The organism is Gordonia sp. DT101 (assembly GCF_049844895.1).
GTDB lineage: Bacteria > Actinomycetota > Actinomycetes > Mycobacteriales > Mycobacteriaceae > Gordonia.
In genome coordinates, this window is sequence record NZ_JBNCLX010000002.1 from 972173 (window position 1) to 996913 (window position 24741).

At 68.5% G+C, this 24741-nt stretch carries 13 protein-coding genes; 4 read left to right on the plus strand and 9 right to left on the minus strand.

What is annotated here, in order from left to right; translation table 11 throughout:
- Positions 1–57: 57 nt before the first annotated feature.
- From ACLQ3I_RS10740 to ACLQ3I_RS10755, 4 genes are read right to left on the minus strand one after another with little or no spacing between them, the layout of a single operon-like run.
- Positions 58–837: an ABC transporter permease gene (locus ACLQ3I_RS10740; RefSeq protein WP_425801763.1), complete on the minus strand. Its 780-nt coding sequence runs from the start codon at positions 835–837 to the stop codon at positions 58–60.
- Positions 837–1910, minus strand: coding sequence for an ATP-binding cassette domain-containing protein (locus ACLQ3I_RS10745; protein WP_425801766.1), 1074 nt, complete (start codon positions 1908–1910; stop codon positions 837–839). Before ACLQ3I_RS10745 ends, ACLQ3I_RS10740 begins: the two co-directional genes overlap by 1 nt.
- Positions 1903–2163: an MbtH family protein gene (locus ACLQ3I_RS10750; RefSeq protein ID WP_425790769.1), complete on the minus strand. Its 261-nt coding sequence runs from the start codon at positions 2161–2163 to the stop codon at positions 1903–1905. The genes ACLQ3I_RS10745 and ACLQ3I_RS10750 overlap by 8 nt, the downstream gene beginning before the upstream one ends.
- Positions 2160–15941 (minus strand): amino acid adenylation domain-containing protein, encoded by a 13782-nt coding sequence (locus ACLQ3I_RS10755; protein WP_425801769.1) that lies wholly within the window; start codon positions 15939–15941, stop codon positions 2160–2162. The genes ACLQ3I_RS10750 and ACLQ3I_RS10755 overlap by 4 nt, the downstream gene beginning before the upstream one ends.
- 420 nt (positions 15942–16361) lie before the next feature.
- Here ACLQ3I_RS10755 and rplN point away from each other — a divergent pair, with 420 nt between their 5' ends.
- The 4 genes from rplN to ACLQ3I_RS10775 are packed head-to-tail and all read left to right on the plus strand — an operon-like array spanning position 16362 to position 17816.
- Positions 16362–16730, plus strand: coding sequence for a 50S ribosomal protein L14 (rplN, locus tag ACLQ3I_RS10760; RefSeq protein WP_425790773.1), 369 nt, complete (start codon positions 16362–16364; stop codon positions 16728–16730).
- A gap of 1 nt (position 16731) precedes the next feature.
- The gene (rplX, locus tag ACLQ3I_RS10765) at positions 16732–17049 is read left to right on the plus strand and encodes a 50S ribosomal protein L24 (protein WP_164308704.1); all 318 of its coding nucleotides are present in this window, start codon (positions 16732–16734) and stop codon (positions 17047–17049) included.
- 1 nt (position 17050) lies between these two features.
- On the plus strand, positions 17051–17629 hold the full coding sequence (rplE, locus tag ACLQ3I_RS10770; protein WP_425790775.1) for a 50S ribosomal protein L5: 579 nt from the start codon (positions 17051–17053) through the stop codon (positions 17627–17629).
- Between the two features lies 1 nt (position 17630).
- Positions 17631–17816 carry a type Z 30S ribosomal protein S14 gene (locus tag ACLQ3I_RS10775; RefSeq protein WP_161062092.1) on the plus strand — a complete coding sequence of 62 codons (186 nt, stop codon included), beginning with the start codon at positions 17631–17633 and terminating at the stop codon, positions 17814–17816.
- Between the two features lie 115 nt (positions 17817–17931).
- Here ACLQ3I_RS10775 and ACLQ3I_RS10780 read toward each other — a convergent pair whose 3' ends face one another.
- From ACLQ3I_RS10780 to narI, 5 genes are all read right to left on the minus strand, one after another.
- Complete coding sequence (locus tag ACLQ3I_RS10780) at positions 17932–18531, minus strand: DUF4262 domain-containing protein (protein WP_425790778.1); 600 nt, start codon at positions 18529–18531, stop codon at positions 17932–17934.
- 69 nt (positions 18532–18600) lie between these two features.
- Positions 18601–21897, minus strand: a complete 3297-nt coding sequence (locus ACLQ3I_RS10785) for a helicase HerA domain-containing protein (protein ID WP_425801773.1) — start codon at positions 21895–21897, stop codon at positions 18601–18603.
- Positions 21897–22694, minus strand: coding sequence for a MarR family transcriptional regulator (locus ACLQ3I_RS10790; RefSeq protein WP_425801775.1), 798 nt, complete (start codon positions 22692–22694; stop codon positions 21897–21899). The genes ACLQ3I_RS10785 and ACLQ3I_RS10790 overlap by 1 nt, the downstream gene beginning before the upstream one ends.
- A 78-nt stretch (positions 22695–22772) precedes the next feature.
- Positions 22773–23993: a nitrate/nitrite transporter gene (locus ACLQ3I_RS10795; RefSeq protein ID WP_425801778.1), complete on the minus strand. Its 1221-nt coding sequence runs from the start codon at positions 23991–23993 to the stop codon at positions 22773–22775.
- The gene (narI, locus tag ACLQ3I_RS10800; protein ID WP_425790786.1) at positions 23990–24736 is read right to left on the minus strand and encodes a respiratory nitrate reductase subunit gamma; all 747 of its coding nucleotides are present in this window, start codon (positions 24734–24736) and stop codon (positions 23990–23992) included. Before narI ends, ACLQ3I_RS10795 begins: the two co-directional genes overlap by 4 nt.
- Between the last annotated feature and the right edge of the window lie 5 nt (positions 24737–24741).

The following is a 24741-nucleotide window of genomic DNA, read 5'->3' on the forward strand; positions in this document are numbered from 1 at the left end:
TCCCCGCGCCGGCGTGAGCCGATGCGGGGACGCCGCCGGAGACGTCGGGGCGAGCCCCTACGCGGTGGACTTGCGGTAGAGGATGAGCGACAACGGGATACAGATCGCCAGGATGGCGACGCTGCAGCCGATCGAGTAGCTCACCGCATGCTCGGCCACCCAGCCGGTGGGCGCCGGGAAATCCGGCGGTGAGGCATTGCCGAATTTCTGGCGACAGGCGGTGGCGACGGCCGTGACCGGATTCCACTCCGCGATCGGCCGGAGGAAACCGGGCAGGCTCTGCGCCGAGATGAAGGCGCTGGACAGGAAGGTCACCGGGAACATCCACAGGAACCCGATGCTCTGGGCCACTTCGACATTGGGCGCCGCCAATCCGGTCACCGCACCGACCCACGCCATCGCCAGAGCGAACAGCAACAGGACCCCGAAGGCGATGGCCGCATCGAGAGCACTGCCACGGACGCGCCAGCCGATGGCCAGCCCGCAGGCCACCATCACCCCGAGTCCGAGTATCCCGAGCAACATGTCCGAGGTGACCCGGCCCGCGATCACGCCGAGCCGGGACATCGGCAGGGACCGGAGCCGGTCGATGATGCCGTCGGACATGTCGTTTGCCAGTCCGACGGTGGTGAAGGCGGCATTGAAGACGACGGTCTGGGTGAAGATCCCGGCCATCAGGAACTCTCGATACGATCCGCCGCCGAAGGTGGCGCCGAACACGTAGGCGAACAGGAACACGAACATCAGCGGCTGGATCGTCGCGCTCACCAGCAGGGTCGGGATACGTCGGACCGTCAGGAGATTGCGTTCGACGATGACGGCGGTGTCGGCGAACATCACACTCGCTCCAATCGTTCGGTGCGGGCCTGCGCCTCGCCTGCGTCGGGATCGTCGTCCTCGGGTCTGCCGGTGAGGCGCAGGAACACGTCGTCGAGGGTCGGGGTGGTCACCTCGGCGTCGACCACGTCGATTCCGGCGCGGTCGCAGATCTTCACGGCGTCCACGCCGCTTCGGGTGCCGTCGGCGACCGGCACCGACCAGCGGTTGGGCCCGAGCCTGCTCGGCATCCCGAGGCCGACCTCGGCGAGGGTGGTGGCCACCAGGCCGGATCGCTCGTCGGAATCCTCGGTCCCGCGTACCTCGATGGTGAGCAGCGACTGTGCGGTGGTCGATTTCAGCTCGTCGGCGGTGCCCTGTGCCCGCACGCGCCCATGGTCGATGACGGTGATGGCATCGGCGAGCGCATCGGCCTCTTCGAGGTACTGGGTGGTGAGCAACACGGTCGTACCGGCCGCCACCTGGGTCTCGATCACCTCCCATATCTGTCGCCGGCCACGGGGATCGAGACCGGTGGTCGGTTCGTCCAGGATGATCAGCTCGGGGCGGTTGATGAGCGCTCCGGCGAGGTCGAGCCGTCGGCGCATGCCACCCGAGTAGGTACGCATCGGCCGGTCGGCGGCGTCCTCCAACGCGAGGTCCGCGATCAGTTCGCGGGCACGGTCGGAGGCCTCGCCGCGGGACTGCTTGTACAGCTGACCGACCAGACGGAGATTCTCGAAACCGGTGAGAGTGCCGTCCACGGCGGCATATTGGCCGGAGACGCCGATCCGGGCACGCACGGCGTCCGGTTCGGCCACCGCGTCGAGCCCGCAGACCTCCACCTCTCCCTCGTCCGGCCGGAGCAGGGTCGCGACGGTCCGGACCGTGGTGGTCTTGCCTGCGCCGTTGGGTCCGAGGAGCGCGTGCACGGTTCCGGTGGGAACGGTCAGATCCAGTCCGTCGAGCGCATGGACCCGCGGCCCACGCCCGAAAAGGCCGGAGCGGTAGGTCTTCCGGACGCCCGACAGCCGGAGGGCACGCGCATCGCCGGTGTCCTCGATGTCGTCGGTGTGATCGGTGGCGTCAATCATGCTGTGCCGTCCCAATGCGGTCCTCGCTCTCCTTTGCTGCCGCAGCCGACTCCATCGCCCGGATCAGGCTGGTCGGCCGCATGTCGCGCCAATTCTCTTCCACGTAGGCGAGGCAGTCGTCGTGTCCGGCGGGGCCGTGCATGGTGCGCCAGCCCTCCGGTACCGGTGCGAACTCGGGCCAGAGTGAGTGCTGCCCTTCGTCGTTGACCAGCACGAAGAACACCCCTTCGGTGTCGTCGAACGGATTAGTCATGCTTCCTCCTCGTTGGCGATTCCGTTATCGGTGTCCAGATCGGTGGTGGCGGGTGCCGGGTTGGCATCGCCGGTGGTGCAGTCGATCGCGGCCGCGAATCCGGTCACGTTCTCCGGCAGCAGCATCCGCGCGTGGGCGCAGTCCACGATGGTCTCGGCGATCTCACCGCTGACGTGATCGCGCCAGTCGTCCACCGCAGGGCGCCCGGGCGGTGGGTCACCCGCCGCCGTCACGAATGTCATGTCGCCGTGGAACGTGCCGGGACGCCAGTGCGCGGCGAGCGGTGTCGCGTGCCGGAACGTTCGGTGGACGGCCGCGAAGTCGGCCTCGGAGAGCCCGGCGAGGGGTCCGCCCGCGGCACGCACGGCCTGCCATGCCTCGGTGACCGAGGGCTCTCGCCCATCATCGGCGGCAGTGATGCCGAACTCGGACAGCAGTTCCGCCACCGACGGTTCGGTCGCGAGGTCCGGGCGGTCGGCGAGCACGAACGAGTCCAGCAGCACCAGCTGTGCCACCTCCTCGCCGGCCGCCTGCAGCGCGATCGCCACCTCATGGGCGATCAGTCCACCGAGCGACCAACCCACCAGGTGATAGGGCCCGTGCGGCGCGACGGTGCGGATTCGGGCCACATAGTCGGCGGCCAGCTCGGAGATCGTCTGTGCCGCGGGCTCGCCGGTGAGCATCGGATTCTGCAGTCCGTAGACCGCACGGTCCGGTGCCACGTGGGGCAGCAGCGACGCGAAGCTCCACGAGAGCCCGATCGCCGGGTGGATCACGAACAGTGGTGGTTGCGTCGTCTCCGCGTTCGACGGTGCCCGTCGCAGCGCCAGCAGCGGGTCGAAACCGACGCCGGTGATCGAGGGCGCGCCATCGGGTCCGGCGCCGGCCCGGCGCCCGGCAGTCTCGGTGACCGCGGCCAACTCGGCGACGGTCGGCGCCGCGAACAGCGTCTGGACAGGGACCTCGCAGCCGAGCAGGTCGCCCAGCCGAGCGGCGACGGTGGTGGCCATCAGCGAGTTGCCGCCCAGATCGAAGAAGCCGTCGTCGGCGCCCACCGAGTTCTCGTCGAGCGCCAGCACGTCGGAGAAGACCGCGGCGATCTGCTGTTCGATGCCCGGACGCGGCGCGCGTGACGGTGTCGCCCCGGATGCGGCGGGCAACGCCTCGCGATCGAGTTTGCCGGTCGGCGTGAGCGGCACCTCGTCCAGCCGGGTGATCGACGACGGCAGCATGTGCCGCGGTAGCCGCGATCCGAGATGGGCGCGGATGTCGTCGCTGTCCATCGTCACGCCCTGGTAGGTCGTCAGATAGCTGCGCAACGTCGGGGCACCGGCGGACTCGTCCACCACGGTGACCGCGAAATCCACTGCGGGATGGGCGGCGAGGGCATCGTCGATCTCCCCGAGCTCGATCCGGAAGCCGCGGACCTGCACCTGATTGTCGGCGCGGCCGACGTACTCGATACGGCCGTCCGGAGTCCACCGCACCAGGTCGCCGGTGCGGTACATCCGCTGACCGGCATATGCGTCGCCGGTGACCATCGGCGCCGGGACGAACCTGGTCGCGGTGAGCTCCGGTCGTCGGTGATAGCCGCGGGTGACCTGGTCGCCGATGAGGTAAAGCTCACCGACCACACCGGTCGGCACGGGGTGTAGACGCCGGTCGAGCACCAGTGTGCCCACCCCGTTGTTCGGGGTTCCGATGGTCAGCAGGCCGCCCGGGTCCAATGCGGTACTGCCGGTGATGATCACGGTGGTCTCGGTGGGACCGTAGACGTTGAACATCATGCGGCCGGGTGCCCAGCGGCGGACCAGCTCGGAGCCGAAGTCCTCGCCGCCGACGGCGAGCTCCCGCAGTCGCGGCACCGCAGCCGGGTCCATGGTGGCCACCGCGGCCGGCGTGATGAACGCGTGACTGACCTGATGACGATCGATGAAGCGTTCGAGTTCGGTGCCCCCGTAGATCCCTGGCGGCACGATCGCGAGGGCCGCGCCGCCGGCGGCGGCCATGAGGAACTCCAGCACCGACGCATCGAAACTGGGCGAGGCGAAGTGCAGGACACGGGATTCGCGGTCCGGGTGCATCCGGGTCCGGAGCTCCTCGTGGACGGCGGCGAGGCCGCTGTGCGGGACCAGGACACCCTTCGGGCGGCCGGTGGAACCCGAGGTGTAGATGATGTACGCCAACTGATCCGGCCGGACCGGCGCGGCCAGCTCGCTCTCCCGGATGGGGGTGGGCGAGGAATGGCCCAACCGGGTCCGGGTCGACAGGTCGTCGAGCACCAGGACGGGGAGGTGGAGGGCGTCGCCGAAGCCTGCGCGGCTCGACGAGGTGGTGACCACCATCGATGCGCCGCTGTCGTCGAGCATGTGACGGATTCGCTCGGGTGGGTAGGTCGGGTCGACCGGCACATACGCGGCGCCGGACTTGATGATCGCCCAGATCGTCACGACGGCCTGAATCGATCGGGGGATGGCCATCGCGACAACGGTTTCCGGCTGGTCACCGACCCCGCGTCCGAGCAGGACCCGGGCCAGGCGGTTCGATCGTGCGTCCAGATCGGCGTAGGTGATCGCGTCACCGTCGGTGACCGCGGCCCAGCCCTCTGGATTGCGCCGGACGGCGTCGGCGAGCAGTTCGCCGAAGGTGGCCTGCGGCGCCGCGTCCGGGCCGGTGGCGGGACTGACCTCAGCGACCTCGAGCGGGTCGGTGATCCGGATGTCCCCGACCGCACGGTCCGGGTCGCAGATGAACGCGCGGACCACGCGCAGCAGTCGCGTGACGATCTGCTCGGCATCCCCTCGGGAGTACCGTGCGGTCGCATAGGTCAGCTCGACGGCCGCCTCGGTTGCGGCCGGGGCCATCCCGGTCACGGTGAACTGCATGTCGAACTTGGCGGTGCGCGTGCCGATCTCGGATAGTCCGAGCGTGAGCTCGCCGGTCATCGGGATCGATCCGCCATCCGCCGGCGAGGACTCGGCGAAGTCGTGCACCGACAACGCGATCTGGAACAGGGGATGCCTCCCGATCTCGCGCGTGGGGTTGACGTCGGTGACGATGTCGTCGAAGGGCGCGTCGAGGTGGTCGAGCGCCTCGAGGTCGGCGGCTCGCGTCGCGTCGAGCAGGTGCGCAACCGTTTCCTCGGGTGTGAGACGGGTGCGCAGCGCCAGGGTGTTCACGAACATCCCGACGACACGTTCGTAGCCGGCCGAGGAGCCGCGCGGTGCGCGATTGGCCACCGGGGTACCGATGACCAGGTCGTCACCGAGCCCGAGGCGATGCAGCAGAACCGCGAGTGCGGTGTGCAGCACGGCGAACGGCGTCGTCGAGCGTTCACGGGCGAACTCGGCCAGTGCGGTGCGGAGTTCGTCGTCCACCGCGGTCACCACCGATGCCCCTTCGCCGCCGTCGGGTCGGCCGGCCGGGGACGAGGTGGGGATCGTCGTCTCGGCAGGTGAACCGGCGAGTACGTCGGCCCAGTAGCGTCGATCCGCCTCGGCGGAATCCGCGACGCCTCCGTCACCGGCGACCTCCGATGCGTAATCCCGGTAGTCGACCACCGCCGGCGTCCAGATCTCCGTGCGTCCGGCCGCGCGCTCGGTGTAGGCGGTCACGAGATCGCCCATCAGCACCGGCAGTGAGGCGCCGTCGGCGGCGATGTGATGGATCACCAGCACCAGAGTGTGCTCGTCGCAGGCGTGTTCGATGACCGCGGCGCGCAGCGGCGCATCGGTGGTGACATCCATCGGCGCGAGCAGCCGATCGCGCATCGTGTCGTCGCCCGCGATCGGGGTGAGATCGCCGACGATGCTCGCCGTGTCGTCGAGCACCACACCGACGGGAGTGTCCTCGACCACCGGGTAGATGGTGCGCAGGGACGCATGCCGATTCACGAGGTCGATCAGGGTGTCGCGGAGGATCTCCGGATCGAGTGCGCCGCTCAGACGGACCGCGAAGGGCATCAGGTAGTCGGTGGCGTCCGGTGCCGTGCGCGCCAGCGACCACAGGCGACGCTGGACCGGTGCCAGCGGCACCCGCGTCGGTCGGGGCCGATCGGCGGCCGGCTCCGCAGGTGCGGACGCCGCAGCGGCCACCGCGTCGGCGGGGACCATCCGGGCCAGCCCGGCGATGGCGGGGGTGTCGAAGATGTCCCGCACCCGCCAGTCCACCGACGGGTAGGCGTTGTTGAGCCGACCGACCACGGTGGTCGCCTGGAGCGAGGTGCCCCCGAGACCGAAGAAGTCGTCGTCGGCGGAGACGGCACCGGTGTCGACACCCAGGACATCGGCGAGGATCCCGATGATCGAGGTCTCCGCGGCGGTGGACGGTGCGCGGCCACCCGGATCGGCGACGGCCACCGGCTCGGGCAGCGCCGCCCGGTCCAGCTTCCCGTTGGTGGTCAGCGGAATCCGGTCGAGCACGGTGACCGACGACGGCACCATCTGACGGGGTAGCCGACCGCGCACCGTGTTCCGGAGATCGGTACCGGTCGGTGCCGAGGCCGGATCGGTGTGGTCGTGCAGCGTCACGTATGACGCCAGGACGGCATCGGCGCCGGTGCCGCGGACGAGCGTGGTCGCGAAGTCGACGTCGGGATGCTCCGCGAGTGCACCCGACACCTCGTCGAGTTCGATGCGGAAGCCCCGCACCTTCACCTGATTGTCGGTGCGGCCGTGGTAGACCAGCGATCCGGACGGGTCGCGGTGCACGATGTCGCCGGTCCGGTACATCACCGTGCCGGAACCGTCCGGTGCCGCGACGAATCGGGATGCGGTGACGTCCGCGCGTCCCAGGTAGCCGCGTGCGACACCGGGGCCGGACAGGTAGAGCTCTCCGGGCACCATCGGCGGCACCGGGTGCAACCGATGGTCGAGGACGAGGGCGCCACAGCCGGGAATCGGGGTGCCGATGGTGATCGGGTCACCGGGACGCAGCGGTCGGGAGATGGTGGAGACGATGGTGGTCTCGGTGGGCCCGTACTGGTTCAGATAGCGCCTGTCGGCGCCCCACTGCGCCACCAGGGCCGGGCTCGATGCCTCGCCGCCGACGCCGAGGCATCGCAGCGCAGGGAGGTCGGACGTGGTGGCGGCGGAGAGCGCGGCCGGGGTGATGAACGCGTGGGTCACCTGCTCGGTCGCCATGAACTCCACGAGTTCGTCGCCGCCGTAGATCGACTGCGGGGCGACGACCATGGTCGCGCCGGTGGCGAACGCCATCAGGAACTCGAGCATCGACGCGTCGAAACCCGGTGAGGCGAAGTGCAGGGTGCGGTCGCCCTCGGCGAGTTCGTAGGTCTGCTGTTGGGCGGCGGCGTAGGCCGCGAGACCGCGGTGGGTCACGGTGACGCCCTTGGGCTTCCCGGTCGAGCCGCTGGTGTAGACGATGTAGGCCACGGTGTCCGGGTTCCGGCGGACATCGTCGGCAGCGAGATCTGCGCGATCCGTCGGCACCGGCAGCAGGTCGAGCTCGTCGGTGGTCAGCCACCAGAGATGATGTGGCAGTTCACCGAACCGGTCCGGGCCGGTGATCCCGACGACGGCCTGCGCGTCGTCGAGCATGTGCCGGACGCGGTCGGACGGGTAGCGAGGATCGAGCGGCAGCACGGCCGCACCGGTGCGGGTGACCGCCCAGGTGGCGACCACCGATTCCGCGGACCGATCCAAGGCCACGGCGATCACGTCCTCGGCGCCGACACCCAGGAGGCTCAGACGATCGGCCCAGCGTGCGGCGCGTCGATCGAGTTCCGCGTAGGTGAACGAGGTCTCGCCGTCGCGAAGTGCGATCGCATCCGGATGCTCGGCGACGGTGGTTCGCAGGATGTCGGCCAGATGGAGTGGCTCCGTGAGTGCCGCAACGGGTTCCGGGGTGTCGATCGAAAGCGGGAGATCATCGATCGGCCGCTCCGGGTCGGCGACGATCTGCTGGGTGATCTCCACCAGGCCCCGTGCGATGGCCTCGACACGGGGGCGACTGAAGACATCGGTCGCGTAGGTGAACCGGGCCGTGTCGCCACGCAGGCGCAGCTCGAGATCGAAGCGGGCAGCACCGGTCTCGACCTCTTCCGCGGTCACCTCGAGTCCGTCGAGGTGGACGTCGACGCCCAGCGCCGAGTTGGAGACTCCGGGTACCGCGTCGAACGCGAGTGCGATCGAGAAGATCGGATGCCGGCCTGTGCGGGGCGGATTGACGGTCGCCACCACGTTCTCGAACGGCATGTCGGCCTGCGACAGTGCTTCGAGGTCGCGGGGCCGGATCTCGTCGAGCAGGTGGGTGAACCCGGCCGAACCGTCCACCGGGGTGCGGAGCACGACGGAGTTCACGAACATGCCGACCAGGTCGGACAGGCGCGGGTCGGTGCGACCGGCCACCGGGGTGCCGATGACGACATCCGACGGGGTTCCGCCGATGTGTGTGTCGGGGTCGGCGTGCAGCCGGTGCAGGAGCGCCGCGAAGACGGCGTGGATCGTCATGAACTCCGTTGTCCGGCCGTCCGAGATGGCGCCGAGCGCCGACCGCAGCGCACCGTCGAGTTCCACCTCGACGACGTCCGCCGCCGCCGTGGTGGCGTCGGCGTCCACGGACTCCGCGGTCGATGCGGGCTCAGGGATCAGGATGGGGGTGGAGTCGAGACCGTCGAGTTCTCGACCCCACCACCCGGCCAGCTCGTCGAGCCGGCCTTCCAGATTCTCGGCCTGCCACCGGAGATAGTCGCGGTAGCCGACCGGAAGTGCGGCCTGCGACGGTGATCGACCGTCTCGCAGGTCCGCGTAGGCGCCGGCGATGTCACGCGCGAGTGGCGCCATCGACCATCCGTCGGCAGCGATGTGATGCACGACGATGGTCAGCTTGTGGTGACCCTCGGTGTCCGGCTCCCCGGCCACCCGATCGGCGATGCGGTGCAGCACCACCCGGACCGGTGCCTGGGTCGTGAGGTCGAAGGCCGTGCGGGCCAACTGCTCCGAGGCGGTGACCCACTCGTCCTCGCCGATCTCCGTCGGCGTCAGATCCAGGGTCACGGCGTCGGCGGGCAGGATGTCGATGACCGGATGGCCGTCGTGCGCAGGGAAGGTGGTGCGCAACGGTTCGTGCCGGTCGATCGCGTGGCGCAGGGCGCCGTCGAGCGCGGCGACGTCGAGTTCGCCACGCAGGTCGAGCGCGAACGCGATGTTGTACTGGCCGACCGTACTCGACTCGCTGTCGGTGCCCGTCGGGTCCTGGGTCAGCTGGTTGAGGAACCAGAGTTGTTGCTGTGCCGGTCCGGGAGCGATGACGAGGTCGGCATCATGATGCAGGGTGGCGAGCGGGCGATGGTCGGTGTAGTCGGCGTCGGTGTCGGCCGGCACCGCCAGTCGGGCCAACTCCTCGATGGTCGAGTGGTCGAAGATGTCGCGGACCGCGATACGGCGACCACTGATCTGCTCCAGCTGCCCGACGATCTGTGTGGCGGACAACGAGTTCCCGCCGAGATCGAAGAAGTCGTGGTGGCGACCGACGTCGGCGGTATCGAGGCCGAGCTGGTCGGCGACGATGGCGGCGACCGCGCGTTCGGTATCGGTACGTGGCGCGACATGCTCCACGCCCCCGACGGTCGAGCCGTCCGCGGTTGCCGGATCCGGCAGTGCTCGCATGTCGACCTTGCCGATCGGCGTGGTGGGGATCTCGTCGAGTTCGATGATGGTGTGGGGGATCATGTGGCGGGGGAGGCGGCGGGCGAGCCGTTCACGGATCGCCCGGGCGGTGTCCCCGGCCGCCGGCCGGGCGGCACCGTCCGTCTGAGCCGGTTCGATGGTCACGTACGACACCAGGCGGGCCTGTGCGCCCTCGCCGGTTGTGGTGGTGACCGCGGCCCGCACCGCGTCGTCGGTGACCAGGGCGGCATCGATCTCACCGAGCTCGATGCGGTGGCCGCGGATCTTGGTCTGATGGTCGGCCCGGCCGCGGAACTCCAACTCGCGGTCGGTGTTCCATCGCACCAGATCGCCGGTCCGGTACATCCGGTCACCCGGGTCTCCGTACGGATTGGCGACGAAGCTCTTGGATGTCAACGGGCGCACACCGTGGTACCCGCGGGCCAGATGGGGACCCGCGATGTACAACTCGCCGACGGCACCGGGTGCGACGGGCTGGAGCCGTTCGTCGAGCACCATCGCGGCGATCCCACGGATCGGGCGGCCGATGGTGAGGGCTCGGGCGTCCGGGGTGATGTCCTCGGAGATCGTCGCCACCACCGTGGTCTCGGTCGGGCCGTACGCGTTGAACAATGCGCGTCCGGCCGACCAACGGCGCACCACCTCCGGATTGGGGTGTTCGCCGCCGATGACCAGCGCGGCCAGATCTGGGAGTTCCTCGGGAGACATGGTGGTGAGCAACGAGGGGGTGAGGAATGCGTGGGTGATCCGCTCCGAGCGCATCAGGTGGGCGAGTTCTGCGCCGCCCACGATGGTCGGGGGTGCGACATGCATGGTCGCCGCGGCGGACACCGCCATCAGCACCTCGAGGACCGAGGCGTCGAAGCTCGGTGAGGCGAGATGCAGGGTGCGGCAGCGCGGAGTGAGTCCGAAGTGGACGACCTGCTGCGCGGCGAAATCCGCGAGACCGCGGTGGCTCACCACCACGCCCTTCGGGGTGCCGGTGGTCCCCGACGTGTAGATCAGGTAGGCCGGATGGTCGACAGACGTGGGTCCGTCGAGCTCGCCGGCGCGGATCGGGCCGTGGGGCAGTGCCTTTCGTGCGGCGTCGGTGGCCGGGTCGTCGAGGATCACGGTGTGGAGATCGTCACCGTCGACGACGTCGTTGGAGGGGGCCGACGCCGTGTCGGTGACGAGTAGCCGGGTGCCGGAGTCACCGATCATGAACGCAATGCGCTCCGGCGGGTAGTTCGGGTCGACCGGCACCCATGCGGCGCCGGTGCGGGTGATGGCCCACAGGGTGATCATCCAGTCGGCGCTGCGTGGCAGCGACACGGCGACATAGCGTTCCGGACCGGCGCCATGCGAGATGAGCAGCCGTGCCAGACGGTTGGCGGCCGCGTCGAGCTCGCGGTAGGTCAGGACCGAGGTGCCGTCGTTCACGGCAACCCGGTCGGGTTCGGCGTCGACCGCGCGGGCGAGGATGCGGCTCAGGTGCTCCACCGGCCGCCGGCCCGCACCGACCGCGGGCACGAGGTCGAGTTGCTCGTGCGGGTCGAGGAGGGAGATGTCGCCGATGGAGATCTCGGGGCGGGCGGTGACGGCGTCGATGAGCCGGACGAGTCGTGCGGACAGGCCGGCGATCGTCTCGCGATCGAACAGCGCCGTCGCGTAGTCGATGTCGATGCCCAGGCCCCCGGGATCGCCGTCGGCGTCGGTGTGCTCGGTGAAGGTGAACTGCAGATCGAACTTCGTCTGCCCGATCTCCACGCGCGACGCGGTTGCGCTCAGTCCGGCGAACTCCAGCTCGATCGCCGAACTGTCCTCCACGGCGACCGAGACCTGGAAGAACGGATGGATGTTGCCCGACCGGTCCGGGTTCAGGTCGGTGACCAGGCGGTCGAACGGAAGGTCCGCATGCGCGAACGCCTCCAGGTCGCGACCGCGGACGTCGGCGAGAAGGTCAGAGAAGCCGGCTCCCTTGTTCACTTCGGTGCGCAGTACCACCGTGTTGACGAACATGCCCACGAGACCGTCGATCTCGGCGTCGCCACGGCCGGAGACCGGGGTACCGACGGCGATGTCGGAGGAGGTGGAAAGGGTGCGCAGCAGCGCGGCGACCGCGGCGTGCAGCACCATGAAGGTGGTGGCGTCGTTCTCGGCGGCCAGCGTTCGCAACCCGCGATGGCGGGGCGCCGAGATCCCGGCGTGCAGGGTGGCGCCGGCGGAATCTGGAGTGCGCGGACGAGGACGATCGAACGGGAGCTCGGTCTCCCGCGGGGAGTGTGCCAGGCGCTCGGTCCAGTACCGGAGATCGTCGTCGACGGGGGAGTCGGGGCCCGAATCGGTCAGCCACGCATGGCGTGCCGCGCTCACCTGCGAGTAGGTCAGCGGCAATGCGGGCCAGTCGGGCTCGGAGCCGTCGCGTCGTGCGCGATAGGCGGCGGCCAGGTCGGCGGCGAGCGGCGCGAGCGACCAGCCGTCCGCGGCGATGTGGTGGATGACGACGGTCAGCCGGTGGTCGTCGTCGCCGGTCCGTACCAGGCGGGCTCGGATGGGCAGGGACCGGACGAGCTCGAACGGCGCGGCGGCAAACTCGCGTGCACCTGTGATCTCGGCCCGGTCGCCTGCGGTGGCATCGAAGACATCCAGGGCGACATGGGCTTCCGATGCGTCGGCGACCTCGGCACAGGCGATGCCGTCCCGTTCGGACACGGTGGTCCGCAACGGCTCATGGCGTCCGACGACGTCGTTCAACGCCGCCTGCAGGGCGTCGACGTCGAGCTCGCCGACCAGCCGCACGGTGAACGGGATGTTGTAGGTGGCAGCGGCTTCCGGGTCGAGTCGGGCGGCCAGCCACAGGCGGTACTGGGCGGGTGAGAGGGGGATCGGACCGTCGACCCGCTCCGGGGCCGGATCATGGGTGGCGGATCCGGCCCGCAGGGTCTGCTCGTCGACCCCGAGCGCGGCGACCGCGTCGGCGATGCCGGTGAGGTCCGTGCTGTCGAACACCGTGCGCAGATCGATCCGTCGTCCGATTGCGCGGGAGAGTCGGGCCGCCACGCGGGTCGCCGACAGCGAGTTGCCGCCGAGCGTGAAGAAGTTGTCCGACATCGAGACGTGGTCGGTGCCGAGCACCTTGCCGACGGTGTCGGCGACGAGCTCGCCGATCGGCCCCTGCGGCGCCACATGTTCGGCGGAGTCGGGCCGCGGCGGCGTGGGCAGCGCGCGCCGGTCGAGCTTGCCGTTGGCGGTCGTGGGCAGCTCGTCGAGCACGACGATCATCGCCGGGACCATGTGCTCGGGGAGACGGTCTGCGAGTTCGGCCCGCAGGGCGCGGTCGGAGAGATCGTCGCCGCTGACATAGCCGACGACGGCGGCCGAGTCGGCAACCACGTCGTCGCGGACTACCACGCCGGCGGCGCGGACGCCGTCGAGGCTGCTCAACGCGGCCTCGATCTCGCCGAGCTCCACTCGCTGTCCACGGATCTTGACCTGAGAGTCACTGCGGCCCAGGTATTCCAGTTCGCCGTCGGCGCGGCGACGGACCAGGTCGCCGGTGCGATAGAGACGAGCACCGGTGCCGTACGGGTCGGCCACGAACCGGCCGGCCGTCAGGTCGGGACGGTTGCGGTAGCCGCGCGCGAGCTGGATACCGCCGAGATAGAGCTCGCCGATCGCGCCGATCGGCTGGGGGGCCAGTCGGTGGTCGAGGACCTGGACCGTCGTGTTCCAGACCGGCGCGCCGATGGGCACCGCGCCGGCATCGGATGTGCAGTGGTCGTGGAAGGTGACGTCGACGGCCGCCTCGGTGGGTCCGTACAGGTTGTGGACCGGAGCGTCGGTGAGACGTTCCACCGCCGCGACGGTTTCGGGGGTCAGCGCCTCACCGCTCGTGACGATCCGGCGCAGTGAACGCAGGTCGTCGGCCACTGTGTCGTCGCCACCGTGGGCCGCGGCGAAGGCAGAGAGCATGGACGGGACGAAGTGGGTGGTGGTGACGGCGTGCCGCGCGATCACGTCTCGCAGATACCACGGGTCGCGATGGCCGTCCGGGCTCGGGATCACCATCGTCGCCCCGGTGATCATGGGCCAGTAGAACTCCCAGACGGACACGTCGAAGGTGGCCGGTGTCTTCTGCAACACCCGATCGGTGCTGTCGAGGCCGTACCGGGATTGCATCCATGACAACCGGTTGACGATCGACCGGTGACTGATCATGACGCCCTTGGGCTTTCCGGTGGAACCCGAGGTGAACAGCACGTACGCGGGATGATCGGCGTGTAGTCGAGCGGCGCGGGGTGTGTGCACCGCGTGGCGCCCGCGCCCGGGATGCGCATCGGTTCGGAGTTCGTCGAGACCGACGGTGTCGACCTCGTGGTCGGTGAGGGCGGCGCCGTCGGGGGTGATCACGACCGCGGGCCGTGCGGTGTCGAGAATGTGCTGCAGACGTGCCGCCGGTTCGGCCGGGTCGATCGGCAGGAATGCCCCGCCGGCCAGGGTCACCCCGTGCAACGCGATGACCTGTTCGGCGCTGCGCGGGAGCCCGACGCCCACCACCGATTCGGGTCCGATACCGCGGGCCCGGAGGCCGTCGGCGACCGACCGGGCGCGGGCGGCGAACGCCGAGTGGTCGAGGGTTTCGCCGTCGACATCGATGATCGCGGTCTCCGTGCCGTGGCTCGCGAATGAGTCGGTGAGGAGATCCACCAGGGTGGTGTCGCCGAGATCGAGGACGTCGCCGGTTGCGAATCGGCGGGCGACGGGTCCCTCGTCGTCGGCGAGCAACGGGATCGAGGTGACCGGGCTGCCGGGATCGGTGAGCACGAACCGCTCGACGAAGGAGACGATCCGGTCGTGGTGGCGCTCGATCTCCTCGGGGGAGTAGACATTCGGATTGGCCTCGAGGTCGAGACGCATACCGCCGGTGAAACCGTCATAGACGTTGATCGACGCGTCCTCGACGGGCCCGGTGGAGAGCACGTTGAGCTCGCCGCGAAGTGTGCCGAAGTCGATGTGCTCGAAGAACAGCATCACGTTGACCATCGGCCCGAAGAAGCCACGACGTCCGCCGGGCGACCCGAGTACATCCCCGGTGATGTCCTCGTGGCGGAACTTCTGGTGGCGTACAGCCTGTTTGACGTCGGCATTCACCGTGCGGAGGAACTCGCCGAGCGTGACCTCCTGCTCGTCGGGCGCCTCGATGCGGGCGCGCACCGGCACGACGTTCGACGTCAGGCCTGCCGACGTCCGCAGGATGTCGCGGTCGCGGGCGGCAACGGGCAGGCTCAGCATCGCCTCGTCGCGATCGGCGAAGCGTGCGAGGTAGACGGCCACCGCCGCGGTGATCACCGAGGCGGGCCGGACGGCGTGGTCGCGGGCGATCTCGCGGATGCGCTCGACGAGCGGCTGGGGGAGGGTGTGCGCCCGCACCGTGGCGGTGGGCGCGGCGGCCGCGGTCGTCGTCGAGAGGGAGGTGATCTCGGGGAGGGCGCCTGCGTCGTCGAGGAGGTGGTCGGCCCAGTACCGCCGGTCATCGGCGAAGGCCTCAGAAGAGCGGTACTCCCGGTCGAAGTCGGCGATCTGCGCCATCGACGCGATTTGGGCGGGCGGCACCTCGTCGTCGCCGACGATCGCGGTGTAGTGCTGGGCGACGCGCATCATCATGTACATCGCGGCATAGCCGTCGAAGGCCAGGTGGTGGCCCCAGCAGTACCAGATGTGGTGCTTGTCACCGAGGCGCAACAGGTAGGTCTGCAGCAGCTCGTCGTTGTAGAGGTCGGTGGCGTGCGACCGGTGATCGTCGATCCAGGCCATCGCCGCGGACCGCGGGTCGTCGGCGTCGGAGAAGTCCCGCCGACCGAGGATGATCGTCCGATCGTCGTCGACGAAGGTCACGGGCTCACCGTCGTCGGTGGCGATCAGCCGCAGGCGTCCCGACTCTGTCTCGTGCGCCGTGGCGGCGACCGCACTCTCCATGACATCGGCGTCGACGTTGTCGCGGAACTCCGCGAACGCCGCGACCGACATGGGCACCTCGGGATCGAGTTGCTGGGCGTAGAAGATGCCACGCTGTGCGGCGGTCATCGGGATCGCGCCGTGGCGTGCGATGTGCCCGATGTCGGTGCGGATTGCGTTGTCGGTGGTCACGCGGTCCTCCCTCTGGTCGGCTGTTGGCTCGGCGGGTTGCCGGTGCGTCGGCCGTCTATCGGTGCTTCGCGTGAGGGGGCGGCGCAGATTGGTCCGGATCGGTGGCAGCGTGAATCGGCCATTCGCGAAGCGGACATTTCGCCGACAGCAACCGAAATCTCGCCGACAGCAACCGCGATATCGTGGAGTGCGCGGTCGCATCGGCCGGGATTTGGTTCCGACCTGCGGTTTCCCCTACACTTGTGGGGTTGCCTGCGGCACGGCTGTGTCGCGAATCGGCTCGTGAACCCACTGGGATGGCCGCTCTGACGCCATGTTGGACGCAAAACCCCAGGCAGGCGCGTGTTCGGTGGCGACAGACCGTGTGCGTCGGGTCGGCAATCCGGCGGACATAAACATCCAGGTCAAGGAGATTGACGAGTGATTCAGCAGGAATCTCGCCTGCGGGTCGCCGACAACACCGGTGCGAAGGAAATCCTTTGTATCCGCGTGTTGGGCGGTTCCTCGCGGCGCTACGCCGGCATTGGTGACGTGATCGTCGCCACTGTCAAAGACGCCATCCCGGGCGGCAACGTCAAAAAGGGTGAGGTCGTCAAGGCGGTCATCGTGCGCACCTCCAAGGAGCGCCGTCGTGCGGACGGAAGCTACATCCGCTTCGACGAGAACGCCGCCGTCATCCTCAAGGGTGAGAACGACCCCCGTGGTACCCGCATCTTCGGCCCGGTCGGCCGTGAGTTGCGCGAGAAGAAGTTCATGAAGATCGTGTCGCTGGCACCGGAGGTGATCTGACATGAAGGTGCACAAGGGTGACACCGTGATCGTCATCTCGGGCAAGGACAAGGGCGCCAAGGGCAAGGTCATCCAGGCCTTCCCCAAGGAGCAGCGGGTCCTGGTCGAGGGCGTGAACCGAATCAAGAAGCACACCGCCGCCTCGGCCAACGAGCGTGGCGCGGCCTCCGGCGGCATCGTGACCCAGGAGGCCTCGATCCACGTCTCGAACGTGATGGTCGTCGACTCCGACGGAACTCCGACCCGCGTGGGCTACCGCGAGGACGCGGAGACCGGCAAGAAGGTCCGGATTTCCCGCAAGAACGGGAAGGACATCTGACATGACCACTACCGAAAATGTCCAGCCTCGGCTGAAGACGCGCTACCGCGAGGAAATCAAGGACGCGCTCAACAAGGAATTCACCTACGACAACGTCATGCAGATCCCCGGCGTGGTCAAGGTCGTGGTGAACATGGGTGTGGGCGACGCCGCCCGCGACGCCAAGCTGATCAACGGTGCGGTCGAGGACCTCGCCCTGATCACGGGTCAGCGGCCGGAGATCCGTCGCGCCCGCAAGTCCATCGCGCAGTTCAAGCTGCGTGAGGGCATGCCGATCGGTGCCCGCGCCACGCTGCGCGGTGACCGGATGTGGGAGTTCCTGGACCGACTCGTGTCCATCGCACTCCCGCGTATCCGCGACTTCCGCGGACTGTCGGATCGTCAGTTCGACGGCAACGGCAACTACACGTTCGGCCTGAACGAGCAGTCGATGTTCCACGAGATCAACATCGACAGGATCGATCGGCCGCGGGGTATGGACATCACTGTCGTCACCTCGGCCACCACCGACGACGAAGGCCGCGCACTGCTTCGCGCGCTGGGCTTCCCGTTCAAAGACAACTCCGTGAAGGACAACTGACATGGCAAAGAAGGCTCTGGTCAACAAGGCCAACAAGAAGCCCAAGTTCGCCGTGCGGGGCTACACCCGGTGCAACCGTTGCGGCCGTCCGCACTCGGTGTTCCGCAAGTTCGGCCTCTGCCGTGTGTGCCTGCGCGAGATGGCACACGCCGGTGAGCTTCCGGGCGTGCAGAAGTCCAGCTGGTGACTTCCCTCCCGATTTTGTAGTACCGACACGCATCTTTCGCGTGTGAGTGCTACGGATTCAACGGGTTTGACGAACGGCCCCACCTCTCAGGCGAGAGGTGGGGCCGTTCGTGCGTTCAGCGCCTGCGAAGTGCGGCTCTGCGCTGCGCCCGGTTGGGTCCGGGCCCACGGCTGATCACCCGCTGTGCGCGGACGCGGTCCGCGCCCGTCCCGGCAACGCCTTTCAGCTTCTGATCGAGCTCGGCGAGCGAATAGCCGTCGTCCCACGGGTATTTCCCGAAGTCATCGGCCCAGACCGCCTGCAGTGCCGGCGCGTCCGGGAACAGCTCGCCTGTCACGATCAGATCGTCCTTGTCGATCATCTCGATGACGCGAACCGGGACCTCGAGCGAGCTGACCGTGATGTCGACACCTCGATCGACCGCGTCCCGCCAGTCGTAGGTGTGGAAGATGTCGCCCAGCTCGTTGAGCAACTCCCGGCTCGTCCAGGCGTCGAGCCCGTAGACGGCGAGTTCCGGGATGCTGTGCAGGCCCATCCCCGAGGTGTACGCGAAGGAGCAATCCGGCGGATGGCACTCGTCGGACCGGCACGAGCATTGCTCACTGATCGCGGTCACCGCCCATCCGTGTGCTCGGATTCGGTTGATCGTGTCCTGAACCAACGGGTTCGGATGCCAGCGGCGCAGTCCCCGGATGGCGGCGGCATGGTCGGACATGATTCGCTCCTTTGTTCGAAGATGTCCTCGAGTAGAGCAAACGGGTCCGACAGAACCGAAAGCCGCAGGTCAGCGGTCTCCTCGGGCGATGGCGACGACCTCGTCCTCCGTCGGCGGACTCTTCGGATGGTACGAGAGGCACAGGGGAGTCTGCGTCTTCGCGAACCCCCCGCCGTCGAGAGCCGTGTAGAACACGCCCGTCGACAGCCGTCCGACATCCGGGATGACGCTGCCCTTGGTCTTGGCGATCCCCTGGGCCGCGGAGATCTGGGCGGGGGAGTTGAGGAGGCCGAAGAACTGGGTCGACGCATTGCCGGGGATCTTGTTGTCCAGTCCTTTCGGCGCCTGGGTGGCGAAGACGAGGCCCAGTCCGTACTTGCGGGCCTGGGACACCAGGGCGAGGGTGCTCTGGGTGCACGCCGTCATCCGGTCCGACGGCGCATAGTTCTGCGCCTCGTCCATCACGAAGAGCCCGCCGAGCGGTCGCTGTGCCGCCGGGTTCTTCTTGATCCATGCGAACAGGGCCATCTGCAACTCGTTGACGAAGTTGTTGCGCTTGTCGTCGCTGCTCAGTGCCGCGAGGTTGATCACCGACACCCGCGCCCGGAAGCCCGGCGACGGCGTGAGCAGCAGGCCGGGGTCCGCCGGGTCGCCGTGCCCGCCGAACAGAGGATCGTTCGCGCGTGCCGCCTTCAGGTTCTCGGCGATCTCACCGGCGAATTTGTGCGCGTTCATCAGCCCGCTCACCTCGTCCGGCAGATCGGAGAGCACGTCGATGAAGTCGGAAATGCCACCGCCGCCGTGCCTGCCGAAGTACCGGAGCGCATCGTGCAGGACCGCGCGCGACTGCACCGACTTGGCGGTCTTGCCGGCCACCATCGCCCTGGGGATGAGACCGGCCGCCGCGGATTCGACCGCCGCGGTGAATTCGTCCGCGTCGTCGAGGACGCCGGCGAAATCCGGCAGTGGACGAAAGCTCAGGGGTCTGCCGTTGCTGCGGCCAGGGGTGAAGACGACGACTTCGGTGCCGGCGAGGTAGTCGGCCGCCTTGCGCCTGTCATCGGGGCGCCTGTCATCGGGGCGCTCGTCGTCCCTGTGCCAGTCGCGGGTGCCCGGCGGCCACGCCGTCCCCAGACGTGCGAGATCGTTGTTCACATCGAGGACGATCGAGGAGACACCTTGCAGGGCAGCCTCTTCGACGATCCGACGGATCAGCACGGTCTTCCCCGAGCCCGAACCGGCGAAGATCGCGGTGTGCTTGCGGAGGGCCTCGAGGCCGATGTGCACGGGACGTCCGTCACCGACCACGGACCCGAGCGGGATGGCGGTGCCTTCCGGTGCCGTCGCGCGGGTGCGCTGCGGTGCTGCCACACCCGGTGCCCCCGAAACCTTTGGAGGCGAGCCCTTTACGGAAGAGAATGCGCCGAGGACAACATTCTGGGCGATCTCGCTGAGTGCGGGGACGGCATAGCGGTCGACGGGGCGGGTCGATTCGGGCGCGGTCCAGCCACGAGGGCTCTGGGGCCGCTCGGCAGGGGTGGGGCCCGGGACAGGTTCCAGGCCTGGTGGCGGTGCGTCGACGGTCGGTTCGAGGATCTCCTTGATGAAGCCGACCCGGGCCGCGGGGTTGCGTCGCGCGATCCATTCGGTGAGGAATTCCGATCGCTCCGAACGTAACCGGTCCAGCGCGGACAGCACCCGGATGTCCTCATCGGTCCAGGCGATCACCCGGCCGCCGCGTTGCTCGAACTCGGCCACCATCTCCTGGGTCCTGGCGCCCGACGGCCAGGGCCGGCGCCGGAGCACGATGAGTGCACGGGCCGCACTCCCACGCGAGAGTCCGGCCGCGGTCGTCGCGTTCGCCAGTCGGGCCTGCACCGCGCGGTGATGTGAGGCCGAGAGCCCGCGAAAGGCCCACGACTGTTCGGCATCGGTCTCCGGGTCGAGGATGCGCCGGATACGCCCGTGGAGAACGGCTTTGGGGCTGGGCTTCGGATCCTGTTTGAAGGCGGTGCCGGCGTCTCCGAGTGCCTCGATCCACGAAGCCAGGCCCGCCTGGAGCAACGGCGGGACGACGCGATCCTCGCTCTCCAGGGCCACGGCCGGTGCCGGGTCGGCCGCGTCGAGCAGCTCGTCGAAACGCCGATCGAGTTGCACGAGCGCGGGATTCTCGTCCGACTGCGACATGGTCTCGAGCGGTTGATCTGCGGTCAGCGACGTCATCTCGGCGAAGGTGTCGGCGCGCAGGCAGGCGCCGATATGACGGTCGGCGGTGCGCATCAGTTCGCGGGGCGTGAAGTCCACCGACGCCGCGAGCGCCCGGTCGGTGACCGGCCATGTCGGGTAGGGAGGGCGGAAGCCGACCTCGGCGAAGCATGGTGCAAAACGCTTGGCCAGCAACGCGCGTCCGAAGTCAGCGGTCGATGGCCGTTGCAGGTGTGGTGGTTGGCGGAACCGGTCGGTCGCCGACGCCATGACCCGGTTCTCCAGATAGTCCCAGGCGGCCGTGATGCACGAGACCACCGCCGCCGTGCGGCTCATCGTCTCGCGGGTCGACATGAGGCCGTGGGCAACCTTCTCGACGGCGTTCTCGTCGTGGCGGTTCTCCGACTTCGCGGCCTCGATGAGCGTGTCGATCTGGTCGATGGCGAGCACCGACGCGTTGTCGAAGGCGATGATCCGAGAGATGTTCTCGACGATCTCGTGGTAGCCGAGTCGGGCGTTGCGGATGCCCCAGACGGCCAACTCCTGCCCGTCGTCGATGTCGAGGTGCAGAAACGCCTCGCCGAGATCCTTGGTGGCGAAATCGTCTGCCTCGGTCAGCACCAGCGCGCGCAGGATGTGCTGAGACCTGCGGCGGTGTCGAGAGTGCTTGGTGTACACCGATGTGATGAACCGGTCGAGGATCTTCGGGGTCACCTCGGTGGTGCCCGTCACGGCTTCCAGATCGTCGGCCGTGACCCCGGTGTCGCGGCCGAGTCGGTCGAGGAGCTGGGCGAGTTGGGACCGGTGGGTCGGGGTGGGCCGACTCAGGTCCTCGAGCATGGCGACCAGCACCGAACGCCAGAAGTCCTCACCGTCCAGGAGTTTGACGAGAAAGAAGTATCCGCCGGCCGCCTGCACTCGTTCGCGCACCTGGCCGAGCAGATGGGTCTTGCCCGCGCCTGCCGGTCCCCGTACGGCCACCCCGAGCGGACTCGCACCACTGCTGCGCCTGGCGTCGTCGAAGGCGCGGACGATCTCGTCGACGGTGGGCTCGTGCAATCCTCGGACGTGCAGTGGCGCCTGCGATCCCCAGACGTCGTCGGGGGTGGCGGCCCAGTCGAGTCGGATCGATTCGAGCGCCTGCCGGGTGGGTTCTTCCATCAGAGGTCCTCGATCGCGAAGAGATGGCACAGCTGGGTGCCGACCCGGACCGCGGCCGACCGGTCGGCGTCGGTCAGCAGCATCTGGTCCTCCTGCGGGATGAGACTCACGCCCGGTCGCCGCTGCAGGCGTACGAGGGCGTCGTCGAGCGCGGCTGCGCCGACTGCGGGGAGGCGGGCGCGCAGCGTGGTCATCGGCACCCAGGCGCCGGGCCGCCCGCGCGCAGAGTCCGCATAGGCGGCACGGATCCGTCGGTCGATGTCGTCGTCGGGCGCGGTGGGTTGTGTCTGCGCCGCGACGGGCACCGGTGCCGGCCCCGGATCAGGTGCCGGCGGTCGGAACACCTCGTGCAGGCGCAGGTCGTCGGCGGCCAGGTACCGCCCGATCCCGGCCATGACCGCGTACAGCGCACGAATCGGCGGCTGCGCGCCCTTGGGTGGCGTCTCGTCGAGTTCTCGTGCACACCAGGCCCACCCGCGATCGGTCAGGCTGTGTACCCAGCTGTTGCGTGGTCCCTTCGCCGATTCGATGAGACCGAGGTCGTTGAGCTTCTGCCGACTCGGGCGGGTCAGTTCGGGCGCGAGGGCCCGGAGCTCCGGATTGGGGACATCTCGTGCCTGCGACATCAGCACGAACAACACAGCGCTCTGCGACGGCGTCAGCGGATGGTGTTCCAACGTCAGTGGCTCCTCGAGGCGGCCGGCGGCATGGGTGCGGCGGACATCGTTGAGGAATATATCGGTACGCGCCGACCTCGGCTCGGGCCGAGGGGCTCGGGGGACGCGCCGCGATCGCACCGCGACCTCATTCCATTCCCGCGACCTCGACCGACGTCGCGAGAACGAGATGAGATCGCGGGAAGATGAACGCGCGCGTCACCCGGAGGACAGTGCGTCCGGCCTGCGCTTGATCCCGAAGATCGTGAACAACGCGGCCCCGGCCGCGAACACGACGAGCAGCGTCAGTCCGATGGTGTAACTGTGCTCGGCAGCGTTGTAGGTCGCGCCCATCACCATCGGCGGGAAGAAGCCGCCCATCCCGCCCGCGGCGCCGACGATGCCGGTCACCGATCCGACGCGTTCGGGAGGCGAGGCCTGCGCCACCCAGGCGAACACCGAGCCCGACCCGAGACCCATGCAGGCCGCCATCAACACGAAGTTGATGCCGGCGGGGATCTCCAGTGGCGGCTCGGTGATCATCCAGATCGCCAGCACCGCGGCACCGGCACACGAGATGAGCGTGATCAGGCGGGGGCCGAAACGGTCGGAGAGCACACCGCCGATCGGGCGGGCGATGACGGCTGCGACGGCGAATCCGGCGGTGCGGGTTCCCGCGGCCTGCAGGTCGAAGTCGTAAATGTCCTTGAGGTATGTCGGGAGGTAGGTCGAGAACGCGACGAAACCACCGAAAGTCGCCGCGTACAGCAACGACATCTGCCAGGTGATCGGCAGTTTCGCGGCGGCAATGAGTTTGGGTGTCACCGCCGCGCGGTTCGGTTGCCACCCGGGGGAGTCGTGCATGAACATCCAGACGAGGACGGCCACCACCACCAGAGCGATCGCGATGATCACGTGAGTGGCGACGTAACCGAACCAGCTCACGAAACGGGGTGTGAAGAACGCCGACAGCGCGGTTCCGCCCATGCCTGCCCCGAAGATGCCAGTCGCGAAACCGCGTTTCGACGGCTCGTACCAGGCGTTCACGAATGGGATGCCGACGGCGAACGTGGTACCCGCGATGCCGAGGAAGAATCCGACGATGAGCATCATCGGGTACGAACCGAGTTCGCCTGCCACTGCGACGAGTACGACGAAGGGCGCCGTCGCGACGAGGAGGATGGGGAACATCAGACGCCCCCCGAATCGGTCGGTGAGGGCCCCGGTCAGGATGCGTCCGAGTGAGCCGACGACGATCGGTATCGCCACCAGGACCGACTTCTGCGTGGACGACAGGTCGAGGTCCTCGGCATACCGGACGCCGAGCGGCGCGATCAGGTTCCACGCCCAGAAGCTGATGCAGAAGGCGAGGGTCGCGAGTGCGAGATTCAGCGTCTGGCCCGCGCGAAGTGCGGCCGGTGTCGACGTTGCGGTGGTCATCGTTGCCGATCCTTGGTTCCGACGGGCGCCCAACCGGGCCGGGACGTGCGACTACCGGGAGCCGCTGCAGCATCTCGGCTCCGGTAGACGATGTAGGGCCGGAACAGGTAGTGCACCGGCGCGGTGAAGGCGTGGACGAGGCGCGTGAACGGCACCATCGCGAACACGAGCATCCCGACGAGGACGTGGATGTGGAAGCGCAGCGGCGCCTCGCTCATCGCGTGGACGTCGGGCTGGAGAAAGAAGATCGACCGGAACCACGGTGCGACCGTTTCGCGATAGTTCACTCCCTCGGCACCCGGAACGGTGCCGATCAGCGTGATGAAGAGGCCGAGGACCAGTGCTGCGGTCAGGACGATGTACATCACCTTGTCGTTGTTGGTGGTCGCCATGAACACGGGCCCCGAGGTGCGGCGCCGGTAGATCAAGATCGCCAGCCCACCCAGAGTGGCCACGCCGGCGATCAGTCCGAACCCGGCCGCGACGACGTGGTACATGTGTTCAGACACACCGACTGCCTCGGTCCATGATTCTGGGATCACCAAACCCATTGCGTGCCCGATGATCACCACCAGGATGCCGAAGTGGAACAGGGGAGACCCGATGCGCAACAGGCGCGACTCGTAGAGCTCCGAGGAGCGTGTCGTCCAGCCGAACTTGTCGTAGCGGTACCGCCAGATGGTGCCGCCGATGAGCAGCAGCAGTGTCACGTACGGCAGCACACCCCACAACACCACGGCCATGACTT

Bases quoted from the DNA above. Each gene is read 5' to 3' on its own strand.
- ACLQ3I_RS10745 (WP_425801766.1), bottom strand. From the start codon at position 1,910: ATGATTGACGCCACCGATCACACCGACGACATCGAGGACACCGGCGAT.
- ACLQ3I_RS10785 (WP_425801773.1), bottom strand. From the start codon at position 21,897: ATGGAAGAACCCACCCGGCAGGCGCTCGAATCGATCCGACTCGACTGG.
- ACLQ3I_RS10775 (WP_161062092.1), top strand. From the start codon at position 17,631: ATGGCAAAGAAGGCTCTGGTCAACAAGGCCAACAAGAAGCCCAAGTTC.
- ACLQ3I_RS10740 (WP_425801763.1), bottom strand. From the start codon at position 837: ATGTTCGCCGACACCGCCGTCATCGTCGAACGCAATCTCCTGACGGTC.
- ACLQ3I_RS10780 (WP_425790778.1), bottom strand. From the start codon at position 18,531: ATGTCCGACCATGCCGCCGCCATCCGGGGACTGCGCCGCTGGCATCCG.
- rplX (WP_164308704.1), top strand. From the start codon at position 16,732: ATGAAGGTGCACAAGGGTGACACCGTGATCGTCATCTCGGGCAAGGAC.
- ACLQ3I_RS10795 (WP_425801778.1), bottom strand. From the start codon at position 23,993: ATGACCACCGCAACGTCGACACCGGCCGCACTTCGCGCGGGCCAGACG.
- ACLQ3I_RS10750 (WP_425790769.1), bottom strand. From the start codon at position 2,163: ATGACTAATCCGTTCGACGACACCGAAGGGGTGTTCTTCGTGCTGGTC.
- narI (WP_425790786.1), bottom strand. From the start codon at position 24,736: ATGGCCGTGGTGTTGTGGGGTGTGCTGCCGTACGTGACACTGCTGCTG.
- rplE (WP_425790775.1), top strand. From the start codon at position 17,051: ATGACCACTACCGAAAATGTCCAGCCTCGGCTGAAGACGCGCTACCGC.